This window comes from Pseudomonas sp. C8002 (assembly GCF_013385765.1).
GTDB lineage: Bacteria > Pseudomonadota > Gammaproteobacteria > Pseudomonadales > Pseudomonadaceae > Aquipseudomonas.
Genome location: NZ_JACAPJ010000008.1, coordinates 232657 through 257892 on the forward strand (window position 1 = coordinate 232657; position 25236 = coordinate 257892).

The 25236-nt window shown below is 61.8% G+C and carries 23 protein-coding genes; 11 read left to right on the top strand and 12 right to left on the bottom strand.

Annotated elements, in window-relative coordinates; all coding sequences use genetic code 11:
- The first annotated feature begins 33 nt into the window (after positions 1 to 33).
- Together HX814_RS14800 and HX814_RS14805 are read left to right on the top strand one after the other, a co-directional pair.
- On the top strand, positions 34 to 801 hold the full coding sequence (locus HX814_RS14800) for an SDR family oxidoreductase (protein WP_008439080.1): 768 nt from the start codon (positions 34 to 36) through the stop codon (positions 799 to 801).
- Positions 802 to 1025: 224 nt separating this feature from the next.
- Positions 1026 to 1931, top strand: coding sequence for a cation diffusion facilitator family transporter (locus HX814_RS14805; RefSeq protein WP_008439079.1), 906 nt, complete (start codon positions 1026 to 1028; stop codon positions 1929 to 1931).
- Here HX814_RS14805 and HX814_RS14810 read toward each other — a convergent pair.
- The 5 genes from HX814_RS14810 to ureE all read right to left on the bottom strand — a co-directional run bounded on the left by HX814_RS14810 (position 1903) and on the right by ureE (position 5622).
- On the bottom strand, positions 1903 to 3033 hold the full coding sequence (locus HX814_RS14810; RefSeq protein WP_102367989.1) for an AGE family epimerase/isomerase: 1131 nt from the start codon (positions 3031 to 3033) through the stop codon (positions 1903 to 1905). The genes HX814_RS14805 and HX814_RS14810 overlap by 29 nt on opposite strands.
- A gap of 182 nt (positions 3034 to 3215) precedes the next feature.
- Positions 3216 to 3788 (bottom strand): HupE/UreJ family protein, encoded by a 573-nt coding sequence (locus tag HX814_RS14815; protein WP_087692463.1) that lies wholly within the window; start codon positions 3786 to 3788, stop codon positions 3216 to 3218.
- A 24-nt stretch (positions 3789 to 3812) separates the two neighbouring features.
- Entirely contained in the window at positions 3813 to 4427 is a 615-nt protein-coding gene (ureG, locus tag HX814_RS14820) for an urease accessory protein UreG (RefSeq protein ID WP_003217431.1), read from the bottom strand.
- A gap of 23 nt (positions 4428 to 4450) precedes the next feature.
- Positions 4451 to 5125, bottom strand: coding sequence for an urease accessory protein UreF (locus tag HX814_RS14825; RefSeq protein WP_177008321.1), 675 nt, complete (start codon positions 5123 to 5125; stop codon positions 4451 to 4453).
- Positions 5122 to 5622 carry an urease accessory protein UreE gene (gene ureE, locus HX814_RS14830; RefSeq protein ID WP_003217426.1) on the bottom strand — a complete coding sequence of 167 codons (501 nt, stop codon included), beginning with the start codon at positions 5620 to 5622 and terminating at the stop codon, positions 5122 to 5124. Before ureE ends, HX814_RS14825 begins: the two co-directional genes overlap by 4 nt.
- Positions 5623 to 5959: 337 nt before the next feature.
- Here ureE and HX814_RS14835 point away from each other — a divergent pair, with 337 nt between their 5' ends.
- Positions 5960 to 6448, top strand: coding sequence for a C40 family peptidase (locus HX814_RS14835; RefSeq protein ID WP_003217425.1), 489 nt, complete (start codon positions 5960 to 5962; stop codon positions 6446 to 6448).
- 1 nt (position 6449) lies between these two features.
- On the opposite strand, the gene HX814_RS14840 is transcribed toward HX814_RS14835, so the two are convergent.
- A complete protein-coding gene (locus HX814_RS14840) occupies positions 6450 to 7082 on the bottom strand; it encodes a TetR family transcriptional regulator (RefSeq protein ID WP_003217423.1) in 633 nt (210 codons plus the stop codon).
- Between the two features lie 151 nt (positions 7083 to 7233).
- Positions 7234 to 7683 (bottom strand): hypothetical protein, encoded by a 450-nt coding sequence (locus HX814_RS14845; RefSeq protein WP_177008322.1) that lies wholly within the window; start codon positions 7681 to 7683, stop codon positions 7234 to 7236.
- A 368-nt stretch (positions 7684 to 8051) separates the two neighbouring features.
- On the opposite strand from HX814_RS14845, the gene HX814_RS14850 reads away from it, so the two are divergent.
- The gene (locus HX814_RS14850) at positions 8052 to 10121 is read left to right on the top strand and encodes an AsmA family protein (protein WP_003217419.1); all 2070 of its coding nucleotides are present in this window, start codon (positions 8052 to 8054) and stop codon (positions 10119 to 10121) included.
- Positions 10122 to 10258: 137 nt separating this feature from the next.
- On the opposite strand, the gene HX814_RS14855 is transcribed toward HX814_RS14850, so the two are convergent.
- Both HX814_RS14855 and HX814_RS14860 read right to left on the bottom strand, forming a co-directional pair.
- Complete coding sequence (locus tag HX814_RS14855) at positions 10259 to 10789, bottom strand: bacterioferritin (RefSeq protein WP_003217418.1); 531 nt, start codon at positions 10787 to 10789, stop codon at positions 10259 to 10261.
- Between the two features lie 98 nt (positions 10790 to 10887).
- Positions 10888 to 11799 carry a LysR substrate-binding domain-containing protein gene (locus HX814_RS14860; protein WP_085984661.1) on the bottom strand — a complete coding sequence of 304 codons (912 nt, stop codon included), beginning with the start codon at positions 11797 to 11799 and terminating at the stop codon, positions 10888 to 10890.
- Between the two features lie 124 nt (positions 11800 to 11923).
- Here HX814_RS14860 and HX814_RS14865 point away from each other — a divergent pair, with 124 nt between their 5' ends.
- Positions 11924 to 12565 (top strand): FMN-dependent NADH-azoreductase, encoded by a 642-nt coding sequence (locus tag HX814_RS14865; RefSeq protein WP_177008323.1) that lies wholly within the window; start codon positions 11924 to 11926, stop codon positions 12563 to 12565.
- A gap of 1 nt (position 12566) precedes the next feature.
- Complete coding sequence (locus HX814_RS14870) at positions 12567 to 12872, top strand: multidrug efflux SMR transporter (RefSeq protein WP_003217412.1); 306 nt, start codon at positions 12567 to 12569, stop codon at positions 12870 to 12872.
- Here HX814_RS14870 and HX814_RS14875 read toward each other — a convergent pair.
- Complete coding sequence (locus HX814_RS14875) at positions 12865 to 13761, bottom strand: DMT family transporter (protein WP_134325654.1); 897 nt, start codon at positions 13759 to 13761, stop codon at positions 12865 to 12867. The two genes, HX814_RS14870 and HX814_RS14875, sit on opposite strands and share 8 nt — an antisense overlap.
- 97 nt (positions 13762 to 13858) lie before the next feature.
- Here HX814_RS14875 and HX814_RS14880 point away from each other — a divergent pair, with 97 nt between their 5' ends.
- The 3 genes from HX814_RS14880 (at position 13859) to HX814_RS14890 (ending at position 16231) form a co-directional block, all read left to right on the top strand.
- Positions 13859 to 14653: a helix-turn-helix transcriptional regulator gene (locus HX814_RS14880; protein WP_003217407.1), complete on the top strand. Its 795-nt coding sequence runs from the start codon at positions 13859 to 13861 to the stop codon at positions 14651 to 14653.
- Between the two features lie 63 nt (positions 14654 to 14716).
- Positions 14717 to 15031 carry a PsiF family protein gene (locus tag HX814_RS14885; protein ID WP_003217404.1) on the top strand — a complete coding sequence of 105 codons (315 nt, stop codon included), beginning with the start codon at positions 14717 to 14719 and terminating at the stop codon, positions 15029 to 15031.
- A gap of 186 nt (positions 15032 to 15217) precedes the next feature.
- Complete coding sequence (locus HX814_RS14890; protein WP_003217402.1) at positions 15218 to 16231, top strand: AI-2E family transporter; 1014 nt, start codon at positions 15218 to 15220, stop codon at positions 16229 to 16231.
- Positions 16232 to 16365: 134 nt separating this feature from the next.
- On the opposite strand, the gene HX814_RS14895 is transcribed toward HX814_RS14890, so the two are convergent.
- Positions 16366 to 17634: an Hsp70 family protein gene (locus tag HX814_RS14895; RefSeq protein ID WP_003217400.1), complete on the bottom strand. Its 1269-nt coding sequence runs from the start codon at positions 17632 to 17634 to the stop codon at positions 16366 to 16368.
- Positions 17635 to 17922: 288 nt separating this feature from the next.
- Between HX814_RS14895 and HX814_RS14900 the strand changes: the two genes are divergently transcribed.
- Both HX814_RS14900 and HX814_RS14905 read left to right on the top strand, forming a co-directional pair.
- Positions 17923 to 18870, top strand: coding sequence for a DnaJ C-terminal domain-containing protein (locus tag HX814_RS14900; protein WP_008439071.1), 948 nt, complete (start codon positions 17923 to 17925; stop codon positions 18868 to 18870).
- A 2-nt stretch (positions 18871 to 18872) separates the two neighbouring features.
- Entirely contained in the window at positions 18873 to 19181 is a 309-nt protein-coding gene (locus tag HX814_RS14905; protein ID WP_003217397.1) for a chaperone modulator CbpM, read from the top strand.
- Between the two features lie 5 nt (positions 19182 to 19186).
- On the opposite strand, the gene HX814_RS14910 is transcribed toward HX814_RS14905, so the two are convergent.
- On the bottom strand, positions 19187 to 25102 hold the full coding sequence (locus tag HX814_RS14910; protein WP_177008324.1) for an NEL-type E3 ubiquitin ligase domain-containing protein: 5916 nt from the start codon (positions 25100 to 25102) through the stop codon (positions 19187 to 19189).
- Positions 25103 to 25236: the final 134 nt, after the last annotated feature.

The window sequence follows — 25236 nt, forward strand, 5'->3', positions numbered from 1 at the left end:
TTTTTTACCTCGTAGCCCCGCAAGGAGAACACCATGTCCGATACGCTGTTTATTACTGGCGCGACCTCCGGTTTTGGCGAAGCCTGTGCCCGCCGTTTTGCCGAAGCCGGCTGGAAACTGGTGCTCACCGGCCGCCGCGCAGAGCGCTTGAACGCCCTGTGCGCCGAGCTTTCCAAGCAGACCGAAGTGCTCGGCCTGGTGGTGGACGTGCGTGACCGCAAGGCCATGGAAGAGGCGATCGCCAACCTGCCGCCGTCCTTTGCCACGCTGCGCGGGCTGATCAACAACGCCGGCCTGGCGGTGGGCACCGACCCTGCGCCGAAGTGCAGCCTCGACGATTGGGAAACCATGGTCGACACCAACATCAAGGGCCTGCTGACCACCACCAGCCTGCTGTTGCCGCGCTTGATCGCCCACGGCCGTGGCGCCGGCATCATCAACCTCGGTTCCATTGCCGGCAGCTACCCGTACCCGGGCAGCCACGTGTATGGCGGCACCAAGGCCTTCGTCAAACAGTTCTCGCTGAACCTGCGTTGCGACCTGCAGGGCACCGGCGTGCGCGTGACCAACATCGAGCCGGGCCTGTGTGAGAGTGAGTTCTCGCTGGTGCGCTTTGCCGGTGACCAGGCGCGTTATGACGCGACTTATGCCGGTGCCGAGCCGATCCAGCCGCAGGACATTGCGGATACGATCTTCTGGGTGCTTAACACCCCGGCACACGTGAACATCAACCGCCTGGAGCTGATGCCAGTGAGCCAGACCTGGGCCGGGTTTGCGATTGAGCGTGGCGCCAAGGCCTAAGTTCGTCGAGCTGTTGTGGCGAGGGAGCTTGCTCCCGCTGGGCTGCGAAGCGGCCCCAAAAAAGCCAGGGCCGCTCCGCGCCCCAGCGGGAGCAAGCTCCCTCGCCACAGGGTTTTTGTCAGCCTGGAAAATGCGGCAAATCGGCCAAAACAGGACATAAGGTACACTCCACCCCTGAAAACCCCGCCGCGCTGTGCGGTTCAAAGGTTTTGACAGGAGGATATGTGAGTAACCGAGGTGAGCAGTCGCTGCTCAAACAATCGACCATCCTGATGTTCGCCGTGGCGATCGCCGGGATTGTCACAGGGGTGGTGTCGGGCGCCCAATCGATTTTATTCGACGGCTTTTTCTCGCTGATCGCCACCGCCATCAAGGTGCTGATGCTGATCACGGCCAAGCTGATCGCCAAGAAAAGCAACGAACGTTTCCAGTTCGGCTACTGGCACCTGGAGCCCATGGTGCTGCTGATCGAGGGCAGTTTCCTGCTGTTGATCGCCATCTACGCGTTTCTCAACGGCGTGTTCGGCATTATCAATGGCGGGCGCGATATCGAGTTGGGCCTGGTGATCATCTATGCGGCGGTGTTTACCGTCGTCGAGTTCGCCTATTTCTTCTACGTGCGTTACCGCAATCGCACGCTCAAGTCGTCGCTGATCCAGTTCGACAACATCAGTTGGTTGGTGGACGCGATGCTGTCGGTGGGGCTGCTGGTGAGCTTCCTGGCGGCGCTGTTGCTCAAGTCCCAGGGCTATGGGCAGTGGGCGGTGTATGTCGACCCGTTGATCCTGATCCTGCTGGCGTTGAGCATGCTGGCGCCGGCCTTCAAGATCCTGCGCCCGGCGCTACGCGACGTGTTGGGGATTGTGCCGGACCAACTGGACGGCAAAGTGCGCGAAGTGATGGAGGCGGTGGTGGCCAGGCATGGTTTCGATGATTACGTGTCCTACGTGCAGAAGCACGGGCGGGCGCGGTTTATCGAGATTCATGTGGTGCTGCCGGCGGATTACCCGGTGGATAACGTCGCCACCCTGGACGGGCTGCGCGAAGAAATATCCACAGGGTTGGGCAAGCCCGACGCGGCCCGCTGGCTGACGATCAGTTTTACCGGGGACCGCAAATGGATTGCGTAAGGCCCAGGTAGCACGTCGCCAAGTGGTAAGGCGTGGTCGACGGCATGTCCCGCCGGCTCACGTGCCCCTTGGCATCCAGGCACTCATTCCAGCCTTTGTCGTGCAGGAAGCGTTGTTGCAGCGCCAGCAATTGGCGTTGCAGCACGGCTTCACTGTCGGGCCGCAAGGTCAGCGCCCGCAGGTATTCGGCCTGGGCCCAGATGCGCTGGGTGCCGTCGCGCACGCTGCCGTCCAGGGCGAGCATGCCGCTGACCGCACCGGTCAGGTTATCCACACCCTTTTGCTCGGCATAGGTGAACGCTTTGCTCAGTGATGTGTGCAACGGTGTGCCCCGCAGCAAATCCGAAGATTCCAGCAGGAAGAACCATTCGAACTGATGCCCCGGTTCAAACCAGTTATCCACAGCGCCCAGCGGTTTTTCCATCATCACGCCGTGTTGGCGGTCGATGAAGCGCTTCTGCATGGCGTTGGCCAGGTCCAGCAACGCGTCTTGGGTGACGGCGTCCTCCCGCACGGCCAGCGTGGCGAGGAAACCTTCGGCAAGGTGCATCAGCGGGTTTTGCAGAGGGCCAGACTTGAGGGATGACCAGTTACGTTCCAGCACCGCTTCGTACAGGCCGTCGCCGGTGGCGAAGCGTTCGGCGACCACTTCCAGGGCGGCGTCGAGTACCGATTCCACCAGCGATTCACGTACCTTGGCCCAATAGTGGGCGCAGGCGAAGATGATGAAGGCGTGGGTGTAGAGGTCCTTGCGCTTATCCAGCGGCTTGCCGTGGGCGTCGATGCTGTAGAACCAGCCGCCGTGCTCGGCGTCGTGGAAGTGCCGTTGCAGGGAGCGGAACAACGCGGCGGCGCGCTCCTCGGCAAAGGCTGCGCCGGGTTCACCGATCAGGCTGGCAAACAGGTACAACTGCCGTGCGCAGGCCATCGCGCGATAGCGTTGCGGGGGCAAAGGCCGATGATCGGCGTCCAGGGCCTCATAGGGCAGCGCCAGGTCGGCATTCCAGCCCGGGCCTTGCCAGAGCGGCACGATCAGGTCGTGGAAGTGCGTCAACACGGCGGTCAATTGAGGCTTGAGGGCGGAGCTTGGAGCGATGGGCATCGGCTGGCGTCGTCACGGCAGGGGTGTTTGCGCGACATGGTATCAGGCTTGGGATCGGTGTTGTCTTTACTGCCGCCTTCGCGAGCAAGCCCGCTCCCACATTCGATCGAGTTCCATTGTTGGAATGCAGTCGACTGTGGGAGCGGGCTTGCTCGCGAAGAGGCCCTCAGGAGCACCGAAAATCAGGCAGCGAGCAACCAAACCCCGGTCGCCGCCGAAGCCGCACCCGCCACCCGCACCAACGGCGCAGCCGCCGCCGGCAGGAAACGCACCACGGCATAACCGGCAGCATGCAAAACCGCCGTCGCACCCACAAACCCTATGGCATACGCCCAAGGGCTGGACATGTCCGGCAGCTCCAAACCATGGGCCACGCCATGGAACAGTGCAAACAGCGCCGTCGCCGCCACCGCCACGAACAACGGCGGCCGCACCGCCAGCGCTACCGCCAGGCCCAGCGCCAGCACCGACGCGGCAATCCCGCTTTCCAGCGCCGGCAGTTCCAGCCCTTCAAAGCCCAGCATCCCGCCGATCAGCATGGTGCCGACAAACGTGCACGGCAGCGCCCAGCGCGCCGAGCCTTTTTGTTGAGCGGCCCACAGGCCCACGGCGACCATTGCCAACAAGTGGTCGATGCCGCCCAGCGGGTGGCTGATACCGGCCACCAGGCCGTTGTCGCCATGGCCGGGGTGGGCGAAGGCGAGGGCGGGAGTGAGCAGCAAGGCTGCGGCAGCGAGAAGTGTATTGAGGCGCATGGACAGGCTCCTTGTGGGGGTTGATCAGGCTGCGGTCAGCAAGCCCTGGCGTTCGATGAAGGCGACGATTTCTTCCAGGCCGACGCCGGTTTTCTGATTGCTGAAGACGAAAGGTTTACCGCCGCGCATGCGCTGGGTATCGCTGTTCATCAGCTCCAGGGATGCGCCTACCAGCGGCGCCAGGTCGATCTTGTTGATCACCAGCAGGTCGGATTTGCAGATTCCCGGCCCGCCTTTGCGCGGCAGCTTGTCGCCGGCCGACACATCGATCACGTAGATGGTCAGGTCCGACAGTTCCGGGCTGAAGGTGGCCGACAGGTTGTCGCCGCCGGATTCCACCAGGATCAGGTCCAGGCCGGGAAAGCGACGGTTGAGTTGGTCTACTGCTTCGAGGTTGATGGAGGCGTCTTCGCGAATCGCGGTGTGGGGGCAGCCGCCGGTTTCCACACCGATGATGCGCTCGGGCGCCAGGGCCTGGTTGCGCACCAGGAAGTCGGCGTCTTCGCGGGTGTAGATATCGTTGGTGACCACCGCCAGGTTGTAGCGATCACGCAGGGCCAGGCACAGGGCCAGGGTCAGGGCGGTCTTGCCGGAGCCGACCGGGCCGCCGATGCCGACGCGCAGGGGTTGGGTGTTCATGTGATTCTCCAAGATAAAGTGCCCTAGGAACGGAACAGGCGGCTGTACTGGCGCTCATGGGCCATGCACGCCAGGGACAGGCCAAACGCGGCGCTGCCGTAGTGATTGGGGTCAAGCTGGCTGGCGTCCTGCTGGGCTCGTTGCAGCAGCGGCAGCAGTTCGCTGGTCAGGCGCTGGGCGGCTTGTTGGCCCAGAGGCAGCGTCTTCATCAGCACCGCCAATTGGTTTTCCAGCCAACTCCACAGCCAGGCGGCCAGGGCGTCATCCGGGCTGATCTGCCAGGCGCGGGCGGCCAGGGCCCAGCCCAGGGCCAGGTGCGGTTCGGAACGCTGTGCCAGGAACTCTCGGGCGGCGTCATCCAGCTCCGGTAAACCGTTCAATAGCTGGTGCAGGGAATAGCCCATCTGCCGGCTTTCCTGATAAAGCTCGCGGGTTTCACGGCTGGCGCGGTGTTCCTCGCACAACTGCGCGAGGCGTGGCCAGTCCTGTTCGGCGGCGGCCTGGCAGTGGGCGAGCAGCAGCGGCGCTTCGAAGCGCGCCAGGTTGAGCAACAGTTGATCGCTGATCCAGCGCCCGGCACTTGCCGGGTCGGTCACGCGGGCTTGCTCCACGGCCATTTCCAGGCCCTGGGAATAGCTGTAGCCACCAATCGGCAGCTGCGGACTGGCCAGACGCAACAGCGCCCAGGCTCGGTTCATAGGCGTACGCCGAACTGGTGCAGCTTGGGCGGGTAGTTGAAGTCTTCGTCGCCATGGCGGGAGTGGTGGTGGCCGCCGCCATAGGCGCCGTGTTCCGGCTGGAAGGGGGCCTCGATGGTCTCGGTCGTCGCGCCCAACTGATCGAGCATGGCCTTGAGCACGTAGTCATCGAGCAGGCGCAGCCAACCGTCACCCACTTGCAGCGCCACGTGGCGGTTGCCCAGGTGATAGGCGGCGCGGGTCAGTTCAAAGGCACTGCCGCAAGTGACGTGCAGCAGTTGTTCAGGCCGGGCGCACACGCGTACGACACGTCCGTCTTCAGCCTGTAGGAATTCGCCATCGTGCAGCGGCGGTTGGCCGCGCTCCAGAAACAGGCCGACGTCTTCTCCGTCGGCACTGAAACAGCGCAGGCGGCTTTTGCTGCGGGCTTCGAAATTCAGCAGCAACTCTGCGGCCCAGACGGGTTGGGGGGCGATTCGGCGGTGGATCACCAGCATCAGAAAGCTTCCAGCTATGAGCGATAAGCAAGCTAGAGCAAGGGTCTTGCCAACCACGCGGGGAGTAGGAACTCCCTGTAGGCAGGCGACTTGTGCCACCTGATGGCGCAGGAAATTATTCCAAAATGTTTCATTTTGGTGCGTGGTTGGATTTATAGCACCGGATCCGGGCGCTCGGCGTTGAATTCCATTGCTTGGTGCATGAAATTTCTTTCATCTTTTATGAGTTTTGATTGCTTGGGACTTTTCCTACGCACTTGCAGGATTTGCCGTGCGTTGCGTTACGCGCTGTTTCATTAGGATTCCGCTCCGTATTTAATCTTCAGCGGTTTCCACCATGTACAAGTCATTTTTCTGTTTACTCATTGTCAGTTTGTCGCTCGCCATTTCATCTGCTTCGGCCAATCTTCAGCGTGCCCCGGCATTCGCGCCGCCACCTACTATCGACAACGTGATCGACCGCGCCCACGAGCTGTTGGGCACGCCCTATAAATTGGGCGGCGCTTCGGTGAAGCAGGGCTTCGATTGCAGCAGCTTCCTGGTGTACCTGTTCAAGACCGAAGCCAACATTCATCTGCCTCGCACCACCTCGGCGATGCACCGCTCAACCGCGGCCACGGTCAAGCGCAATGCGTTGCAACCGGGTGATGCGGTGTTTTTCAGGGGCAATGGGCGCGGCCAGGTCAGCCACGTTGGTCTCTATATAGGAGAGGGCAAGTTCATCCACTCGCCACGCACGGGTAAAAGCGTGCGCATCGACTCACTGGCCAACAGCTATTGGAACCGGAACTACACCACCGCCAAGCGTTTTCACACCGTGCGCTGAGTTATTCGGTGCTGCCCAGGCCTTGCCAATGCTTGAGGCCGATAAAGATGAAACGCAGCTGCTGGGTGATCTTGGCTTGTGGCGTGAGGTGCGCAGGCAGCGCTTCGGCGGGCGGGTCGATAATGTCGGGCAGGGTGGCGAACACGCTCTTGACGATCAGGTCGGCCATCACGTGCAGGCCGTCGGCATCCAGGTGCTGGAGCTTGGGCATCAGGGTCAGGTCGGCGGCGAGGTCGCTGGCGATGTCTTCACGCAGGGCACCAATGGCTTGGCGAACGGCGAGGCTGCCACCGTATTGCTCGCGGGCCAGGAACAGGAATTGCGAACGGTTGGCGGCGACCACATCAAGGAAAATCCGCACCGAGGCATCGATGATGCCGCCCATCACGAATTCGTTGTGGCGCACCAGGCGAATCGTCGCGCGAAAGGTCTGGCCGACTTCGCTGACCAATACCAGGCCCAACTGATCCATATCGGCAAAGTGACGGTAGAAACCGGTGGGCACGATGCCGGCGGTCTTGGCCACTTCACGCAGGCTGAGGCTGCCGAACCCACGGCCACACTCCATCAGATGGCGGGCTGCGTCCATCAGGGCGAGTCGGGTCTGTTGCTTCTGTTCGGCGCGGGGCAGCATTGGCAGGCGGGCTTTGTGGACAAGGACAGCGACGCACTCTAGCAAATCAGCTTTGCCAGCGTCGAACTTCAAAAGGGAGAAGGGCGTTGCGGTTCACACAAAGTCAAAGCCCGATCGGCTGATCGGGCTTTTTTCCAGGGCCAGCACGGGCTTAGCTCTGTGCTTGATGCAGTTCTGCCAGACGGTCAGCACCGCCTTCCACTACGCCGTCAGCATAAGCGCGTTTGTTGGCGCGGCTCGAACCATCTTCAACCAGGCCTTTCTGTTCCAGGCGATCACGGCCACCTTCGGCAACAGCGTTGCGTTCCAACAGGCGATCAGCGCCACCTTCAACCAGGCCTTTCTGTTCCAGACGGTCACGGCCACCTTCAGCAACGCCTTCGGTGTAAGCACGTTTGTTGGCTTGTTCCGAACCGTTTTCAGTGATGCTGCCGTTGTAGTCGGTGTTGTTCTTGTCCGAAGCGCCGCTGCGAGCCAGGGTTTGGCTGAAGTGGGAAGCGTCGGCTTTCACTTGTGGGGTTGCCTGTTCAGCAGCTGGCAGGGCAAATGCGCTGGTGGCCAGGAGGGAAAGTGCAAAGCTTGCGAGTATTTGGCGTTTCATGATGGGTTGCTCCTTGGGAGGGCGATAAATTGGGTACAGGGCTAATGCTACTCTTGATAAGTCGATATAAAAGTTCATAAACACAATGGTAATAATCAACAGAATTGATTGTTCCCTGCGAAGGCTCTATCTCGCAGGTCTCAAGCCCGCGCTTTTGCACCGAGGTGGGTATTTTCGACACGAACGTGGGTAACAACGGTGCGTCGTTGATGATTGAAACTGTCTGGTTGGTCAGGAAAGGCGGTTTTTATGAGGAATTCATCAATGGGGTTAAACCCCCGCGCCGTTTGTCAGTCGTAGCCATATAAGCTGTAGTCAAAACGCGCGCCGCAAAGCGCCCGCTCAGTCGTAACCTGGAGTCCTGTGCAATGACGCGCACTCGTAAAATTCTCGCCTGGAGCTGCGCCAGCTTCGTTTTGTTAATCGCCATTGTGGTGTTGGTCCTGGTGTTCTTTGACTGGAACCGGATCAAGCCGCCCCTCAACGCCAAGGTCTCCGAAGAGCTGCATCGACCGTTTGCCATCAATGGCAACCTGGCAGTGGTGTGGCAGCGCGAGCCCGATGAAGGTGGCTGGCGCGCCTGGATTCCGTGGCCCCATGTGATTGCCGAAGACCTGACCCTGGGCAATCCCGACTGGTCGAAAGCCCCGCAGATGGTCACCCTCAAGCGCGTGGAGTTGCGTATCTCGCCCCTGGCGTTGCTGGCCCAGCGCGTGGTGATCCCGCGTATCGACCTCACCGAACCGAGTGCGCAGTTGCAGCGCCTGGCCGATGGCCGCGCCAACTGGACCTTCAAGTTCGACCCCAAGGACCCGAATGCCGAACCGTCCAACTGGGTGGTGGACATCGGCGCCATCGGCTTCGACAAAGGCCATGTGACCCTCGACGACCAGACTCTCAAGACCCAGCTCGACGTCGTGATCGACCTGCTCGGCAAGCCGATCCCCTTCGGCGAGATCGTCGGCGATGCCGACGCCAGGAAAGCCCTGGAAAAAGGCTCGGCGCCGCAGGATTACGCGTTCGGCCTCAAGGTCAAGGGCCAATACCACGGCCAGAAACTCGATGGCACCGGCAAGATCGGTGGCCTGCTGGCCTTGCAGGACGCGGCCAAGCCGTTCCCGCTGCAAGCCCAGGCCAGGATCGGCGACACCAGCATCGCGCTGGCCGGCACCCTGACCGACCCGATGAACCTCGGCGCCCTCGACCTGCGCCTCAAGCTCTCCGGCAGCAGCCTGGGCAATCTCTACCCTCTCACCGGCGTGACCCTGCCGGATTCGCCGGCCTATTCCACCGACGGCCACCTGATCGCCAAGTTGCACGAGGCCAGTGGCGCGTCGTTCCAGTATGAAAACTTCAACGGCAAGATCGGCAACAGCGACATCCACGGCAACCTCGGCTACGTCGCCAGCCAGCCGCGGCCCAAGCTCACCGGGGCGCTGGTCTCCAACCAGCTGTTGATGACCGACCTGGCGCCGCTGATCGGCGCCGACTCCAACGCCAAGCAAAAAGCCCGTGGCGGCGAAAGCAAGCAGCCGGCGACCAAGGTGCTGCCAGTGGAAGAGTTCCGCACCGAGCGCTGGCGCGACATGGATGCCGACGTCGAATTCACCGGCAAACGCATCGTCCACAGTGCCGAATTGCCGTTCACCGATCTCTACACTCACCTGGTGCTGAACGACGGGCAGTTGAGCCTGGAGCCCCTGCGTTTCGGTGTGGCCGGTGGCAAGCTCGACGCGCAGATTCGTCTCAACGGGCGCACCACGCCGATGGAAGGCCAGGCCAGACTCACCGCGCGCAACTTCAAGCTCAAGCAGCTGTTCCCGACCTTCGAGCCGATGAAAACCAGCTTCGGTGAGCTCAACGGCGACGCGGACATTTCCGGGCGCGGCAACTCCGTCGCGGCATTGCTTGGCACGTCGAATGGCGATCTGAAGATGTTGATCAACGACGGCGCCATCAGCCGCGGACTGATGGAAATCGCCGGGCTCAACGTTGGCAACTACGTGGTCGGCCGCCTGTTTGGCGACAAGGAAGTGAAGATCAACTGTGCGGCCGCAGACTTCGGCATCAAGTCGGGCCTGGCGACGACTCGCCTGTTTGTGTTCGATACCGAGAACGCGATCATCTACATCGATGGCACCGCGAACATGGCCAGCGAGCAGCTTGACCTGACCATTACCCCGGAGTCCAAAGGCTTCCGCCTGTTTTCCCTGCGCTCGCCGTTGTACGTCAACGGGCCGTTTATCAAACCGAATGCTGGCGTGAAGGCGGTGCCGCTGATGCTGCGTGGTGCGGGCATGGTTGCCTTGGGTGTGATTGCCGGCCCGGCGGCGGGCTTGCTGGCGCTGGTGGCACCGAGCGGCGATGAGCCGAACCAGTGTGCGCCGCTGCTGCAACAGATGAAGGAAGGCAAGGCACCGAAGACGGTGAAAGGCTAGCTGACAAAACCGTGAACCAAATGTGGGAGCGGGCTTGCTCGCGAAGGCGGTGGATCAGTCAAGAATGTTCCGACTGACCCACCGCCTTCGCGAGCAAGCCCGCTCCCACATGGGTTTTGCGGTGTTAGCTGTGTTAGTTACAGGTCCTTCAGAATATCCGCCATGTCGTCGGCGTGTTCTTCTTCCTGGGCCAGGATGTCTTCGAAGATCCGGCGAGTGGTCGGGTCTTTGTCACCGATGTACTGGATGATTTCGCGATAGCTGTCTACCGCGATGCGCTCGGCCACCAGGTCTTCGTAGACCATCTCCTTCAGCGTATTGCCGGCCACGTACTGCGCGTGGGAATTCTTCGACAGCAAGTCGGGGTTGAACTCCGGCTCGCCACCCAACTGCACGATACGCTCGGCCAACTTGTCGGCGTGTTCGGCTTCCTGGGTGGCGTGCTCGAGGAACTCCTCGGCGGCGACATGCGCCTTGACGCCATTGGCCATGAAGTAGTGGCGCTTGTAGCGCAGCACGCACACCAGCTCGGTGGCCAGCGATTCGTTGAGCAGACGCAGGATTTCCTGGCGGTCGGCGTCATAACCTTCGGTCACGGCACCGTTTTCGACGTTCTTGCGGGCGCGGTCACGTAAAGTGGCTACGTCAGACAAATGTGAGTCAGTCATCTCATTCTCCTGGTACTAATCCGGTTTTGCGCCACGCTCTGCCGGCGTGATCGCTCCAAGTTGTGAGTCCCAGGCAACGCAAAAAGTTTTATCGGATTTTACAGAGCGTGCCCCGACAGCCGCGCTTCCTCCTGCAACCACTCAAAAAACGCCCGGACCGGCGGGTGCCGTTCCCGTCCCGGTACGCACAGGGCGCTGTAGCCGGCGCCGTTGACGCGGACCTGTGGCCGGTAAGGCACCAGCAACCCGCTGGCGACGCTTTCCGAGACCAGGATATTGCTCGCCAGCACCAGGCCCTGGCCGGCGATGGCCGCTTGCAGGGCGTAGTGTTCTTCGTCGTATTCGCGCAGCGGCGAAGCGGATTGCAACCAGTCTTCCCCGGCCTTTTCGCACCAGGCCTGCCAGCCCAGGGCGTACAGCCTGGAGTTGTGCCAGCGCACGCTGATCAGGGTCGGGGTGCGCTCGCGCGCCAAGGCGACTTGTTCGGGGGAGCCATACACGGCGAAACATTCGTCGAACAGGCACAAACCGTAGAGGTTCGTGTAGTCGTCGATGCTGTAGCGGATCACCAGGTCGACGCTGGCATCCTGCTGTAAATCGACCACGGCGCAGTTGGTGTCCAGGCGCAGGCTGATATCCGGATGGGCGGCATAGAAGCGCCCGAGTCGCGGCACCAGCCACAGAGCGGCAAACGCCGGCGTAGTGGAGAGCGTGAGATTGCCGGCGCTGCGTTGCGGGCGCAGAGTGTCGACGCTTTGCGCGACGTCCAGCAAGGCGCCGTGCAAGCTGTGGAACAGGCGCTCGCCGCGTTCCGTCAGGCGCACCTGGCGCGGCAGGCGCTCGAACAGCGGTACGCCGAGCCAGGTTTCCAGCGAGCGAATCTGATGGGACACCGCCGTCGGCGTGACCGACAACTCCTGGGCGGCGGCCTTGAAGCTCAACAGGCGCGAGGCCGATTCAAAGGCGCGCAGGGCGGTCAGGGGCAGCGAAGCAAACATGTGAGGCTCCATGGATGAATTCAGTTCATCCAAAACAACTATTGCTCATTTGTGAGGGTGGCCGCTCGGCTCTAGATTTATGCGCAACAGAGGCAGCCATTCAGGTTGCCTGAGTCTAGCGTGTGAAGGCCTACAGATGAAAAAAATGCTTGCGATCCATTCCAGCCCCCGCGGCGAACGTTCCCACTCCCGGCGCCTTGCCGAGGTGTTCCTGGCCGCCTGGCACACCGCCAATCCCGACGCGCAGCTGACCCGCCGCGAAGTGGGCCGGGCGTCTATCCCCCACGTCAGCGAAGCGTTCATTGCCGCCAGCTTCCACCCGGAGCCGCAGGCGATGCCGTTGTCCATGCACGCCGATTTGCAACTGAGCAATGAGCTGGTAGCCGAGCTCGTCGAGCACGAACTGCTGGTGATTTCCGTACCGATGTACAACTTCGGGATTCCCAGCGGCCTCAAGGCCTGGATCGACCAGATCGTGCGCATGGGCCATACCGTGGACATCACCCAGGACAGCCAGGGCATCGCCCAGTACCAGCCGTTATTGTTGGGCAAAAAGGCCTTGATCATCACTAGTCGCGGCGGCAGCGGCTTTGGCCCGGGCGGGGAAAACGAGGCGATGAACCACGCCGATCCGCACCTGCGGACCGCGTTGGGGTTCATCGGCATTGAAGACGTCACGGTGATCGCCGCAGAAGGCGAGGAGTCCGACCCGAGCGTTTTCCGCCGTTCCTGCGATACAGTCGAGGGGCAACTGCGCGACCTGGCCGGGAGCTTCTGAAGTGTCGTGGCTTTTCCTGCTGATCGCCGCCGGCTTTGAGGTGACCTTCGCCATGGGCATGAAGTACGCCGACGGCTTCACCCGGCTGTGGCCGTCGCTGGTCACCGTCGTCGCGGCCGTGGGCGGGATCTACTTCCTGACCCTGGCCATGCGTGAGTTGCCGGTGAGCGTGGCCTACCCGATCTGGACCGCCATTGGCTCACTGGGCACGGTGTTTCTCGGGTTCGCGTTGCTGGGGGAGAGCCTGACGCTGATCAAGCTGGTGTCAGTGGGCTTGATCGTCGCCGGAGTGGTGGGGCTCAAGTAGCTTCCTGCGCGCTGACATTGCTGCGAACCGGCGTCGTCCAGCGCTCCGACAAAATCACCCCGCCCAGGGTCAGCAAGCCGCCCACCAGGTGATACATCGCCAGTTGCTCCTTCAACACCACTGCGGCAATCAACGCGGTGATCAGCGGCAGCAGGTTGAAAAACAGCGTGGTGCGGCTTGGGCCGAGGGTCTTCACCGAATGCATCCAGGCCAGCGGCGCGAGCATCGAGGCCAGCAGGCAGGCGTACAGCACCAGCGGGATATTCGACCAGCCAAGGCCGGCCTTGTCGGAGAGCAGGAACAGCGGAAACAACACCACCACCGCCACCAGCACCTGCAGGTACAGCAACACCAGTGGCGGCAAGCGCAGCTGCCATTTTTTCAGCAGGGTGCTGTAGACCGCGTAGGCGAGGGTGGCCACCAGCATCATCGCGTCACCCATATTCAGCCCGTGTTGCAGCAGGGCGCTGAGACTACCGGCGGAAACCACCACTACCACGCCGGCAAACGACAGCACGGCACCGGTCAGGGCGCCGAAGGTCAGGCGCTGGCCAAGGCTGATGATTGCGGCGGTAAGAGCCATCAGTGGCATTAGCGAGAGGATGATGCCCATGTTGGTGGCCGAGGTCAGGTTCGCGGCGTAATACGCCAGGCTCTGGTACACCGCCATGCCCAGCACGCCGAGGATGAAGACCTTGCCCAGGTTGGGACGAATCAGCGGCCAGTTGGCGATGACGGGTTTGAGCATGAACGGGGTAAACAGCAGGCCGGCCAGCAGCCAGCGGTAAAAACCGATCTCGGCAGGGAAAATCGTCCCCACCGCGAGTTTGTTGACCACGGTATTGCCGGCCCAGATAAAAATGGCCAGTAACGGATAAGCGTATTGCATCGAAAAGAACCAATTGCGTCTATGAGCGGTGATTATCCTTTGTCTGGATCGAAGCCTATACTTCGATCCAGCCATCCGACCTTTGTATCCAGACAACATGCTCAAGAAGTACATCAACCTTCCCGATTTTGACCAGTTGCCGGCCCCGGTGTATTTCCGTTATTCGGAATTCGAGGCTGACACCCATGCCAGTGCGCACCAGCATGCCTGGGGTTCCCTGGACTACTCGGCCCGTGGCGTGATGCGCTTTGAAGTGGCCGGCAGTCGCTTTATGTCGCCGCCGCAATATGCGGTATGGATCCCACCCAACACCCAGCACAGTTCCTACAACGCCCAGGCGATCGTCTACCGCTCCGTATATCTGGCGCCCGCCTTGTGCGAGCAATTGCCGGCGCAGCCGTGCACCCTGACCATCAGCGATATCCTCAAGGCGATCCTCAGTGATTTCGCCGAGCGTGACGTCAACATTCCCGAGAACGAAGCCGACGTGCGCCTGGCCCAGGTGCTGGTAGACCAGCTCAGGCAGGCGCCGGTGCACGATTGTTTCCTGCCGTATGCCAGCCATCCCGGGTTGCTCAGTGTGCTGGAGGGCATGCAGGCCGACCCTGGCGATAACCGCGCGCTGGCCCAGTGGGCGCAGCAGGTGCATGTCAGTGAGCGCACCCTGGCGCGGCAATTTGTGCGTGAGCTGGGGATGAGCTTCGGCGAATGGCGCCAACGCCTGCGGTTCCTGGCGTCGATCGAAGCGCTGGACAGCGCGCGCAGCGTCCAGGAAGTTGCGTTTGACCTGGGATACAGCACGGCCTCGGCGTTTATCGCGATGTTCCAGCGCCAGGCCGGCTGCACGCCGGAGCAGTATCGCCGGACCCATATACGCGGCAGGAAGGTGTAACAGGGTTTGACTACACTGCTGGGGAGGCCGTGCCCCTCGGCACGGTAACAGGGAGAAAACTCCATGAAGATGCTGCGTATTCCGCTGTTGATGATGGGCCTGCTGCTGTGTTCCCAAGGCTTTGCCGCGACTGCCGCACAGACGGCTCAGCAACAAAAAATGACTACTTGCAACGCCGAAGCCAAGACCAGTGGCAAGACCGGTGATGATCGCAAGGCGTTCATGAGCAACTGCCTCAAGGCGGCCCCGGCGGCCAACGACGCCAAGACCCTGACCCCCCAGCAACAGAAGATGAAAGATTGCAACGCCACCGCGAAAACCCAGGCGCTGACCGGCGATGCGCGTAAAACCTTTATGAGCACCTGCCTGAAGAAATAATGATGCAGAACTCTGTGGGCGCTGGCTTGCCTAAGATTGCGACCTGACAGTCGATGCCTTTGTTGGCTGACCCACCGCCATCGCAGGCAAGCCAGCTCCCACATTGGACCGCGTTTAGACTTCTCGCTTGATTCACCCAACGCTGGCAGACTGCCCATCCTTTAACGCCGTTCGTTTTGAGGCTGTATGCCAACGTTTTCTCAGCGTCACGTGTTGTTGTTGGTCAGTTGCGTGCTGATTTTTGGCGGGCTGCTGCTGGTTTTGCCATTGAAGTTGCTGCCGAGCCTGCTGGCCGGGCTGCTGGTGTATGAGCTGGTCAACATGCTCACCCCGCAGTTGCAGCGGTTGATCGAAGGCCGGCGTGCGCGCTGGTTGGCGGTAGCCTTGCTGGGAACCTTGATCGTCAGCATCCTGACCCTGATCTTCGCCGGGGCCATCAGTTTCCTGCTGCACGAAGCGGAAAACCCGGGGGCCTCCCTCGATAAGTTCATGGGCGTGGTCGACCGTGCCCGCGGCCAGTTGCCGCCGTTCCTCGACGCCTACCTGCCGGCCAGCGCCGCCGAGTTCCGCGTGGCCATCGGCGAATGGCTGAGCAAACACCTCAGCGAACTGCAACTGGTGGGCAAAGACGCCGCGCACATGTTCGTGACCTTGTTGATCGGCATGGTGCTGGGGGCGATCATCGCCCTGCAACGGGTGCCGGACCTGACCAAGCGCAAACCCCTGGCGGCCGCGCTGTTTGATCGCCTGCACCTGCTGGTCCAGGCCTTTCGCAACATCGTTTTCGCGCAGATCAAGATCGCCGCGCTGAACACCGCGTTCACCGCGATCTTCCTCGCGGTGGTGCTGCCGTTGTGCGGGATCCACCTGCCGCTGACCAAGACCCTGATCGTGCTGACGTTCCTGCTGGGCCTGCTGCCGGTGATCGGCAACCTGATGTCCAACACCCTGATCACCATCGTGGCCTTGTCGCTGTCGATCTGGGTGGCGGTGGCGGCGTTGGGCTACCTGATCGTGATCCACAAGGTCGAGTACTTCCTCAACGCGCGGATTGTCGGTGGGCAGATCAGTGCCAAGTCGTGGGAATTGTTGTTGGCGATGCTGGTGTTCGAAGCCGCGTTCGGCCTGCCGGGGGTGGTGGCGGGGCCGATTTATTATGCGTACTTGAAGAGTGAGTTGAAGCTGGCGGGGATGGTTTAGGCATTGATGTTGCCTGGACTGGCCCCTTCGCGAGCAAGCCCGCTCCCACATTTGACCGAGTTCCAACTTTGGAATGCAGCCGAATGTGGGAGCGGGCTTGCTCGCGAAGGGCGCGCCATGGTTTCAGCTAAAACTCAGTAGCCGTAGCGCTTGCTGGCCTCAATCGCCAGACCACTGCCAATACTGCCAAAGATGTTCCCTTCCACGTGCTGCGCATTCGGCAGCATCGCCGAGATGCTGTGGCGCAGCGCCGGAATCCCGCTGGAACCCCCGGTAAAGAACACCGTGTCCACCTGGGCCACGTCCACCGAGGCGTCGTTGAGCAGTTGCGTCACCGCATTGCGCACCCGCTCCAGCAAGCCATCGATGGCCGACTCGAACAGCGCCCGGCTCAATTCCACGCTCAACCCCGGCTCGACCCGGTCCAGCAACACATGGCGGCTGTCCTGCCGGGTCAGCTGGATCTTGGTTTCTTCCACTTCCATCGCCAACCAGTGCCCGGCGCGCTGCTCGATCAGGTTGAACAGGCGGTCGATGCCACCCGTGTCCTCGATGTCGTAGCGCATGCTGCCCAGCGCCAGCTTGGATTTCTGCGAGTACACCGAGTTGATGGTGTGCCAGGTCGCCAGGTTCATGTGGTGGCTGGTGGGCATATAAGCGCCGCTCTTCATGCGGCTGCCGTAGCCGAACAGCGGCATCATGCCGGCCAGCGAGAGCTGCTTGTCGAAGTCGGTACCGCCGATGTGCACACCGCCGGTGGCGAGGATGTCGTCGTGGCGGTTGTCGATCTGGCGGCGCTCGGGCGACAGGCGCACCAGGGAGAAGTCGGAGGTACCCCCGCCGATGTCGACAATCAGCACCAGCTCTTCTTTCTCGATGGTGGACTCGTAGTCGAAGGCCGCGGCAATCGGTTCGTACTGGAACGAGATGTCCTTGAAGCCGATCTTGCGGGCCACGTCCACCAGGGTGTTCTCGGCTTCCTGGTCGGCCATCGGGTCGTCGTCGACGAAAAATACCGGACGGCCCAGCACCACTTCGTCGAACTCACGCCCGGCGGTGGTCTCGGCGCGGCTCTTGAGTTGGCCGATAAACAGCGCCAGCAGGTCGGTGAACGGCATGGCCGTGCCCAATACACTGGTGTCGTGCTTGATCAGCTTGGAACCCAGCAGGCTCTTGAGCGAGCGCATCAGCCGGCCTTCGTAGTTTTCCAGGTACTCGTGCAGGGCCAGGCGACCGTACACGGGGCGGCGCTCTTCGAAGTTGAAGAACACCACCGACGGCAGCGTGATCTTGTCGTCCTCCAGCGCGATAAGCGTTTCCATGCCGGGACGAATCCAGCCGACGGTGGAGTTGGACGTGCCGAAGTCGATACCGCAGGCACGGGCTGGGGATGGGTTTTTCATGTCAATCGGGTTCCGGTTGAAAAACGGCCGCGCAGTGTATGCCACCCGCGTGCAGATGCGTAGGCCGACTATCCGCTAAATACAACGCACTTGTTACCTTGAAAGCCCGGCCTTTGCCCCCAAATCCTCCCCATACGGTTGGTGGCTGCAGGATTCTGCCCGCAGCGCCGATAAACTTCTGACGCACCCTTCGGTCACAAGATTGAGATCGGTCAATCCAGACGCCGCAAACAGGCGCATGCTGTGACGCTGGCAGTGCGATATCGATAATGGATGGTGATGCCCCCGATGGACTTCAAAGACTATTACAAGATTCTCGGTGTAGAACCCACCGCTGACGACAAGGCGATCAAGGCCGCCTATCGCAAGCTGGCGCGCAAATATCACCCGGACGTGAGCAAGGAAAAGGACGCTGAAGCCAAGTTCAAGGACGCGTCCGAAGCCTATGAAGCGCTGAAAAGTGCCGACAAGCGCGCCGAATACGACGATCTGCGCAAGTACGGCCAGCATGGCCAGCCGTTCCAGGGCCCGCCAGGCTGGCAGAGCCGTGGTGGCTATGGCGGCGGTGGCCAGGACACCGGCGACTTCTCGGACTTCTTCAGCTCGATCTTCGGTTCGCGCGGCAATGGTTTTGGTGGTGCCCAGGGCCGCAGTGCCGGGCGCCGGGGGCAAGATGTGGAAATGGAACTGCCGGTCTTCCTCGAAGAGACCCTGTCCAACGAGTCCAAGCAGGTCAACTTCCAGGTGCCGCAATACAACGCGGCCGGCCAGCACGTCAGCAACACCACCAAGAGCCTGAACGTGAAGATCCCGGCCGGTGTGGCCGACGGCGAGCGCATCCGCCTCAAGGGCCAGGGCGCGCCGGGGATTGGCGGTGGTGCCAATGGTGATCTGTACTTGATCATCAAGTTCGCGCCACACCCTAAATTCGATGTGGAAGGTGAGAACCTGATCATCACCCTGCCACTGGCCCCGTGGGAGCTGGCGCTGGGCACGGAAGTGGCGGTGCCGACCCTCACCGGCAAAATCAACCTCAAGGTGCCGGCCGGCAGCCAGAACGGCCAGCGCATGCGCGCCAAGGGCCATGGCTTGTTGAACAAGGCCGGGCAGCGCGGTTATCTGTTTGTGCAACTCAAGGCGGTGATGCCGAAAAACACCGACGACGAGGTCAAGGCGTTGTGGCAGGAACTGGCACAAAAAGCCGCCTTCGATCCAAGAGAATCATGGAGTAGCTAACGATGAGCAGTCCCCGTTTGGTTCAAGTGAACATGGCAGAATTCTGTGAGGCCACCGACCTGTCGGTGGCCTACGTGATCGAAATCGTCGAGCACGGCATCGTTGAACCGGTGGGGACCAGTCCCGAGTCCTGGCGCTTCACCGATTACGAACTGGCCTTGGCCAAGCGCGCCTCGGCGCTGCAAAAGGACCTGGAGCTGGAATGGGAAGGCGTCGCCCTGGCGCTCGACCTGCTGGAGGAAGTCCAGCAACTGCGGGCCGAGAACCAGATGCTCAAGCAACGGCTGGGGCGGTTGGTGCAAACGCCCTGAATCCATCAGGTGATGCTGCAGCGCGCCTTGCACGGCACCCAGTCGCGCAGGGTCAGCGAGCGAATCAGTTGCGCCTCGTCCACGGCCAGTTGCAGTTGCACATTTTCAGCCTGGGTTGCGTAGGCCTCATCACTGAGGGCGCCCGCATCGTGTTCCTCGGATAACGCATTCAAGCGCACGTCATGGGGCTCCCTCAGGACTCTGAACTCATCGTCATAATGGTTGCGAATAAAGGCCTGCCAGAATTCGCGGCCTAACAGCGACTGTACGAGCTTTTTGGAGTTGTCCAGTTTTTCTATTGTGATGGCGGCATTATTCAGGATCTGCGGCGCTACCTGTCCCGTTGCGAGGTAGCGGGCATCGTTGGGCTGACCGGGCAGGCCGAGGCGGCGGGCCAGGCCCATGCGATAGGCCAGGCGAATTTCAACATCTTCCAGTTTTTCCAGGGCGGCGACTTTTTGTTCAGGGGTCATGGTCGACGTGCGAATCATGCCTTCTCGAACCCGAATGTCTGCGCTGGCTAATTTTTCCACCTCGTCCAGGCGAAAAAGACCTTTGGCCAACGTGTAGAGTGCCGGTCCCGCCTCGCCATCGGCGGCATAGCGCGTGGCTTGCCACGTCAGCACCTTGGTCTCCATGTCACTGAACACCAGGGCCGACCGATCGCCGCAGCGCGGGTCACCCGCCAGGTTGAACAGCTCTTCACGCAAGCCATCGTCCCGGGCCGCATAGAGCAATTGCCACAGGCGCGATTGCAGGTCGGTATAGCGGCTGCGGTACTCCGCCGATTCTTTGAGGTTGTCGAGGATGTCGAGGAAGATCTGCGAACCGGGTTTCTCGGCAATCGACTCCCACAGGCTGCGTCGTGCGTCGATTTCCTCGGGTGACAGACCATCCATCCAGTGCTGGTATGCCGGCTCCGGTGTGTCGTCCACGATCTGTTCTTGAGGCGCGTGAACCTCGACTGTAGCGGGCTGTGGCGCCCGATAACGCATCGCGCCGGGCTGCCGGCCCGCTGCTGCCTCGCGGTGGAGCAAGGTTGCATTGCTCCAATACTCGACCAACTGCCTGCGGGCTTCGGTGCTCAGCGGGTTGCCGTCGATAAAGGTGACGTTGTTGACGTAGATGAATGCCTCGGCCTCCTCGGGCAGCGGGTTGACCAGGGACTCGGGCAACTGCGTGATGCGGTTCTGCGCCAGGTTAACGATGTCCAACGCCTGATGTGGCCCCAAGCCCTGCGGCCACTCGGTGATCCCGGTGTTTTTCAAATTCACCCTACGCAGGTTCGGCAGGGTTGCGAAGTTGGGGGTACGCGCCAGGGCGTTGCGGCTCAGATTGATGATCTTGAGTGAAGTGAGCCCCTCCAGCAGATCCACGTCGGCCTCGCTCAGGGAAAGTTGGTTGCTCCTGAGGTCCAGGCGGGTAAGCCGAGTCATCCGGGCAACGCTGGGCGGGATTGAACGCAACTCTCCGTACGACAGGTCGAGCCAACGGGTGTGACTGAAGTGGCCGAGAAACTCATCCAGGCCGTATACGGATTGCATGTCCTGAAGCTTGATTGACCCAACGTGGCTGAAATCTGCTTCCAGCGCAGGCAAGTCGCCGACTCTCAAGCCGAGTGCTTCAAGGGTGTAGCCGGCGGGAGAACCATCTTGGGCCAGCACTTTGGGAGTCATGCGCCGCCAGCACGCCTTGAGGTCTCGAGCGAATTGCTGGCGATGGTTGGCATCCCCTGCACGCAGGTTTTCGCTGTCGGCAGCCACCAGGAACCGTTGTGTGGCCCAGGCGTTCAGTTGGGTGCTCAAGGTTTGCCACTCGCCTTCCAGGCGCGTCAGTTCAGCCGGCGCCCCGTCGCCTGCGTGCAATACGAATTGCTCGTTTTCCTCCTCGCTGTAGCCGGGAAACAGGTCCCTTATCCGCCGCATTTCGTCGGTGTGGCTCAAGGGTACTTCGAAGGCGCCAGGCTGGCCGCCGTTGCGCCAGCCCGGGCGAGTTTGTGCCAGGCGAGCGATGTACGCCCGCATCTGCTGATTGGCTTGCGGGGTGAATGGGTTGTCACGCAGGCGGGTCATGCGGTTGAGACGGATGCTGGCTTCCACGTTTTCGGGGGCTGGGTTGAGCAGGCTGTCGGGCACCGCGCTCAGGTGATTGCCGGACAGGTCGACTTCTCTCAGCTCCGGCAGTTCCAGCAGGCCTGTGGGCCACTGATTGATCCGGGTGTCACGCAGCTCCAGCTTTCGCAGTCGTAGCAGCGGGCTGAAATCCGGCAGGGTGCCCAAGGGGTTGTCGTTCAGGCACAGTTCTTCCAGGCGGCTCAGGCCGGCCAGTTGGCCGGCGCTGATTTCGCTCAGGCGGATGGCATTTTTCGACAGGTCCAGGTGCGTCAGCGCCTTCATGGCCGTAATAGCTTCGGGCAGTTCGGTCAGTGTGTGGCGTCCGATACCGCCGACTTGTTTGAGGGTCAAACGTTTCAGATTGGGGAAGTTGCCAAGGAACTGCCCGGGGCCGTCGGTGAAGCTCATGTAGTCGAGAACCAACTCCTCGACATGGCCAAAATCGGCGTTGAGTTTGGGCAGGTTCACCTGGGCGCTGATTTCCAGTCGGCGCCCGGTGTAGGCCCCGGCACGGTCCACGGTCTGTCGGCGCCAGCAATCTCTCAACGCATCGGCCACTGACTGCTCCCGGCGTCCCGGGTTTACCTCAAATGGACGCCTGCTCGTATCTTCTCGGGCACTGCGATTCACCCAGTCCTTGAGTGCGCGTTTGAGGGCGGCGTATTGGTCTTCCCGGCGCGTCAACTCAGTGCGCGCATCGCTCCCGAGGGTCTCGATGAAGGCTGTGGCCTGCTCGTCGCTGAACCCCGGATACAGCTTGCGCACCCGCGTATGGGTGCTGCGCAATTGAGTGAGTTTGTGCAGCGGGGAGCCGCCCCGCAGGCGCAGGTCTCCTGCCAAGGGTTTGCGCAGCACCGGGTATTCCAGCAGCACCGAGCGCAGCTCGTCCCGGGCCAATGGCGTTTGCCGCACCCGTTGCTTCAAGGTGCCGGCGTCCCGTGCGGCTTCGCCAAGTGCTCGACGCTGGCCCTGTTCAAGACGTGCCAGAACGGCGCCATACAGGTCGGTGGCGCCGAACGCTCCGTCTTCACCCATCGCCAGCACCAACGGCAGTGCGTCGGCCTCTGGGCCGACGGCGTCGATCAGGGGGCCCTGTTCGCTGCCCAAGCGGATTTCCACTCGCAGGCTCGGGTCCCAACCCGGCAAGCTGGGCAGGGTATGCAGGGCCAAGCGCAGGCTGTCCTGGCTCTGCAGGGTGTCGAGGAACAAGCCTTCATAGGCCCGCGCAATGCGCACTTGCTGCTGGCTTTCGCGCGCCAGGGCGGTGAGCCTTGGTGACAACTGCTGATGGCCACTCAGCGCAGTTAAATCCGCGTCCGTGGCGGTTTCCAGCAACTGCCTGGCAACCTCCGCCGGCAGGCCGGAAAACCTGTCAATGAGCTGCTGTACCGGGGGCGAGCGGGTCAGGTTATGGGCGCGATAATCCGCGTCGAACAGCGAGGTCCGACTGTCCCGGGCAGCCTGGGCAACTTCGCGGCGCCACAGCATCGTCTGTTCGTCCAGCACCCGGGGAGTCGGGTCGAGGACCGCCGGATAGGTCAAGCCTCGGTGCGCCACCACGCGCTCGGTGATCGCCGGGTCGGCCAGCACATAATCCAGCGGGTCGTCACTGCCCATCTTCTCGATAAACGTCTCGATCCGCTGATGGATGCCAAAGCGCGCCAGGCTGTCACTCAACAGGGCGGGCGGCGGTTGCAGGTCCACATGCAGTTGGCGCAGTTGATCGGCGCGAGTGCCACTGGCCAGGCGTGCCTGTTCCAGTTGTGCGTCGCTCAAGCCCCGGGTGCGACAACCCAGGCGGCGCATCAGCGCCGGGCCGTCCCAGGTCAGCGGTTCTTCGCCTTCATGCAGCCAGGCGCCCGCGCCGTTATGCGCCACCTGCGGGGCATAAGCGTCGGAGCGGGTGGGGTGTTGTATGCGATAGGTGTCGCCGTCGGGCTCGGGTTTGACGGCATACAGTTGATCGTCGAGGGGCAGCAGCGGCTGCTGGTCGTGGCTGTGCAAGCCCAGGTCATCAAACGTGGCGTCCTTGGACAATACGACGGGGCTGCGATAAGGCGTAAGGTCCGGCTTCCACAGCCGCTGCTCGCCACCTGGCAAACGAACCGGCTTGAGCCCCTGTACCAACGCGGGTGTAGGCGGTGCCGCGAGCTTTTGCAGGCTTTTCCCCGCGCCGGCCAGCAGCGCCATGGCGGCCAGGTTTTGGGCGACGTCGAACCAGTGCGCCTTGGCCGTATCACGGTCGCCTTCGCCCCAGTCGATCACACCTTCGAAGGTTTCGTAGAGCAATTGGCCCGCCATGGCGGCCAGCATGATTTCGCCGAGCACCGGGACGAACGCCAGTCCCAGGCCGAGCACGGTAGCGCCGGCCTCCAGCCAACGGGCGATTTTTTGCCCGCGCACCCGAGCGTCGACATCGGCGGTGGGCACTGCCTGGTCGCGCGCATCGCCGAGGGCCTTGTCGCGGCCATGCTCAAACAGGTTGGCCCACAGGTCGACGTTGTCAGCCCACAGGCCCTGTCTTGAGACCACCATCAGGTACAGGTCGGGAGCGCCCGTCTTCACCACCCTGCAGCCGGCTTTCGGGGGCGGAAGCGACTGGGGCATGACCGTCGTAGTCAATACCGGGAAGGCCAGTTGCAGCATTGTCTGGGTCACCGGCGAACGCGCTACTGCGTCGACGGCGGCGGTGGAGTCCGCAGCGGGTTCGGTAAACCGGTTGAAGAACGCCGGCTTGTCATGCTCATTGAGAAACTGGCTGAAAAAATGCTGGTAGCTCGTGGGCGTCGGGCGGTTGTTATTGCCGGATTCGCTTGGCGCTTTGTCGCGCGCCACCCACTGGCGGTTCAGTTCGGTTTTCAGCGCATCAAGGCTGTTGTAGCGCTTGAGCGGGTGCTCCGGATCGTGGGGCAGGTAGACGATGAAGTCGGTGGCATAGCGATATTTTTCCACCGGTGTAAACACCACGCTCCCCATGAGCGCGCGGTCCATCACGCTCAGGCAACTGAACCACACCGGCTTGCCGCCGAGCGTCGGGTTGCGTTCGCCGTCGACCACCTTGAGCACCATGGTGAAGTCATCCGGGAGAATGTCCTGCTTGAGCAGCGCCAGGTACGCCGCAGCCCTGAGGGCATCCTTCTGGCTGGTGATCACGGCGTCGCGCAACCGGGTGGCGGCCGTCTCGTCGGTGGGCAGTAATGTTTCCTTGAGGTGCGCCTGGTAGCGGGCACCCACGTCCAGCGTACGGCACAGCCTGATAAAGGCGGGTACGGTCAGCGCCGGGCTGATCCTGGGAGAGGCGCCTTCCCGGTCCGGGTATTGGGTGAACCCGGAGGCAGGATCGAATGCGCCGTCTTCACCTTCACTGGCTTCAACGTTATGCAGGGCAGCCTGCACCAGCGACACCTCCAGTACTTTGTATTCGCCGGCCTTGATCCCCAGGGTGCCGAGCCTCAGCGGCTCATACAAACGAAGAGAGGTGCCTTCGACATCCACGGTGAGGTTGAATTGTTCTTTCAGCGCGCCGTTGAGCAGGCCTATGGCGAAGGGCTTGAGTGCCTGGACGTTGGCCAGGTGTTTATCCACCGCGTGTTGGGATTTGAAACTGGTTTCATTGAACCCCTTCAAGGTTCTTCGCTGCAGCGGCGACAAGCTGTCCATCCACTGCGCCTGTTCGAGCCTGGCCTGTTTCAACGCTTCTATGCGGTGGGCCGGCGCCTGTACCAGCCAGTCCGGAATGGCCTGGCGAATGAACGCACTGTTGTCGTCGGAAGATGAGAGGGGAGTAACGGAGGGGGCATCCTGCATGGGGGCATTCCTTTGGGTAAGCAAAGGAAAAAGGCTACTGAAAACCGCTGTGGATTAATAAGTCGAAAAGCCGCTGGATAGCACGCAATAGTTAACGCATCGGCCCCGGATTACCTATGGATCGACGACTTAAT

Excerpts from the sequence above, each read along its gene's own strand:
- HX814_RS14800 (WP_008439080.1), top strand. The coding sequence starts at position 34 with ATGTCCGATACGCTGTTTATTACTGGCGCGACCTCCGGTTTTGGCGAA.
- HX814_RS14810 (WP_102367989.1), bottom strand. The coding sequence starts at position 3,033 with ATGCCCATCGCTCCAAGCTCCGCCCTCAAGCCTCAATTGACCGCCGTG.
- HX814_RS14815 (WP_087692463.1), bottom strand. The coding sequence starts at position 3,788 with ATGCGCCTCAATACACTTCTCGCTGCCGCAGCCTTGCTGCTCACTCCC.
- ureG (WP_003217431.1), bottom strand. The coding sequence starts at position 4,427 with ATGAACACCCAACCCCTGCGCGTCGGCATCGGCGGCCCGGTCGGCTCC.
- HX814_RS14825 (WP_177008321.1), bottom strand. The coding sequence starts at position 5,125 with ATGAACCGAGCCTGGGCGCTGTTGCGTCTGGCCAGTCCGCAGCTGCCG.
- ureE (WP_003217426.1), bottom strand. The coding sequence starts at position 5,622 with ATGCTGGTGATCCACCGCCGAATCGCCCCCCAACCCGTCTGGGCCGCA.
- HX814_RS14835 (WP_003217425.1), top strand. The coding sequence starts at position 5,960 with ATGTACAAGTCATTTTTCTGTTTACTCATTGTCAGTTTGTCGCTCGCC.
- HX814_RS14840 (WP_003217423.1), bottom strand. The coding sequence starts at position 7,082 with ATGCTGCCCCGCGCCGAACAGAAGCAACAGACCCGACTCGCCCTGATG.
- HX814_RS14845 (WP_177008322.1), bottom strand. The coding sequence starts at position 7,683 with ATGAAACGCCAAATACTCGCAAGCTTTGCACTTTCCCTCCTGGCCACC.
- HX814_RS14850 (WP_003217419.1), top strand. The coding sequence starts at position 8,052 with ATGACGCGCACTCGTAAAATTCTCGCCTGGAGCTGCGCCAGCTTCGTT.
- HX814_RS14855 (WP_003217418.1), bottom strand. The coding sequence starts at position 10,789 with ATGACTGACTCACATTTGTCTGACGTAGCCACTTTACGTGACCGCGCC.
- HX814_RS14860 (WP_085984661.1), bottom strand. The coding sequence starts at position 11,799 with ATGGAGCCTCACATGTTTGCTTCGCTGCCCCTGACCGCCCTGCGCGCC.
- HX814_RS14865 (WP_177008323.1), top strand. The coding sequence starts at position 11,924 with ATGAAAAAAATGCTTGCGATCCATTCCAGCCCCCGCGGCGAACGTTCC.
- HX814_RS14875 (WP_134325654.1), bottom strand. The coding sequence starts at position 13,761 with ATGCAATACGCTTATCCGTTACTGGCCATTTTTATCTGGGCCGGCAAT.
- HX814_RS14880 (WP_003217407.1), top strand. The coding sequence starts at position 13,859 with ATGCTCAAGAAGTACATCAACCTTCCCGATTTTGACCAGTTGCCGGCC.
- HX814_RS14885 (WP_003217404.1), top strand. The coding sequence starts at position 14,717 with ATGAAGATGCTGCGTATTCCGCTGTTGATGATGGGCCTGCTGCTGTGT.
- HX814_RS14890 (WP_003217402.1), top strand. The coding sequence starts at position 15,218 with ATGCCAACGTTTTCTCAGCGTCACGTGTTGTTGTTGGTCAGTTGCGTG.
- HX814_RS14895 (WP_003217400.1), bottom strand. The coding sequence starts at position 17,634 with ATGAAAAACCCATCCCCAGCCCGTGCCTGCGGTATCGACTTCGGCACG.
- HX814_RS14900 (WP_008439071.1), top strand. The coding sequence starts at position 17,923 with ATGGACTTCAAAGACTATTACAAGATTCTCGGTGTAGAACCCACCGCT.
- HX814_RS14905 (WP_003217397.1), top strand. The coding sequence starts at position 18,873 with ATGAGCAGTCCCCGTTTGGTTCAAGTGAACATGGCAGAATTCTGTGAG.
- HX814_RS14910 (WP_177008324.1), bottom strand. The coding sequence starts at position 25,102 with ATGCAGGATGCCCCCTCCGTTACTCCCCTCTCATCTTCCGACGACAAC.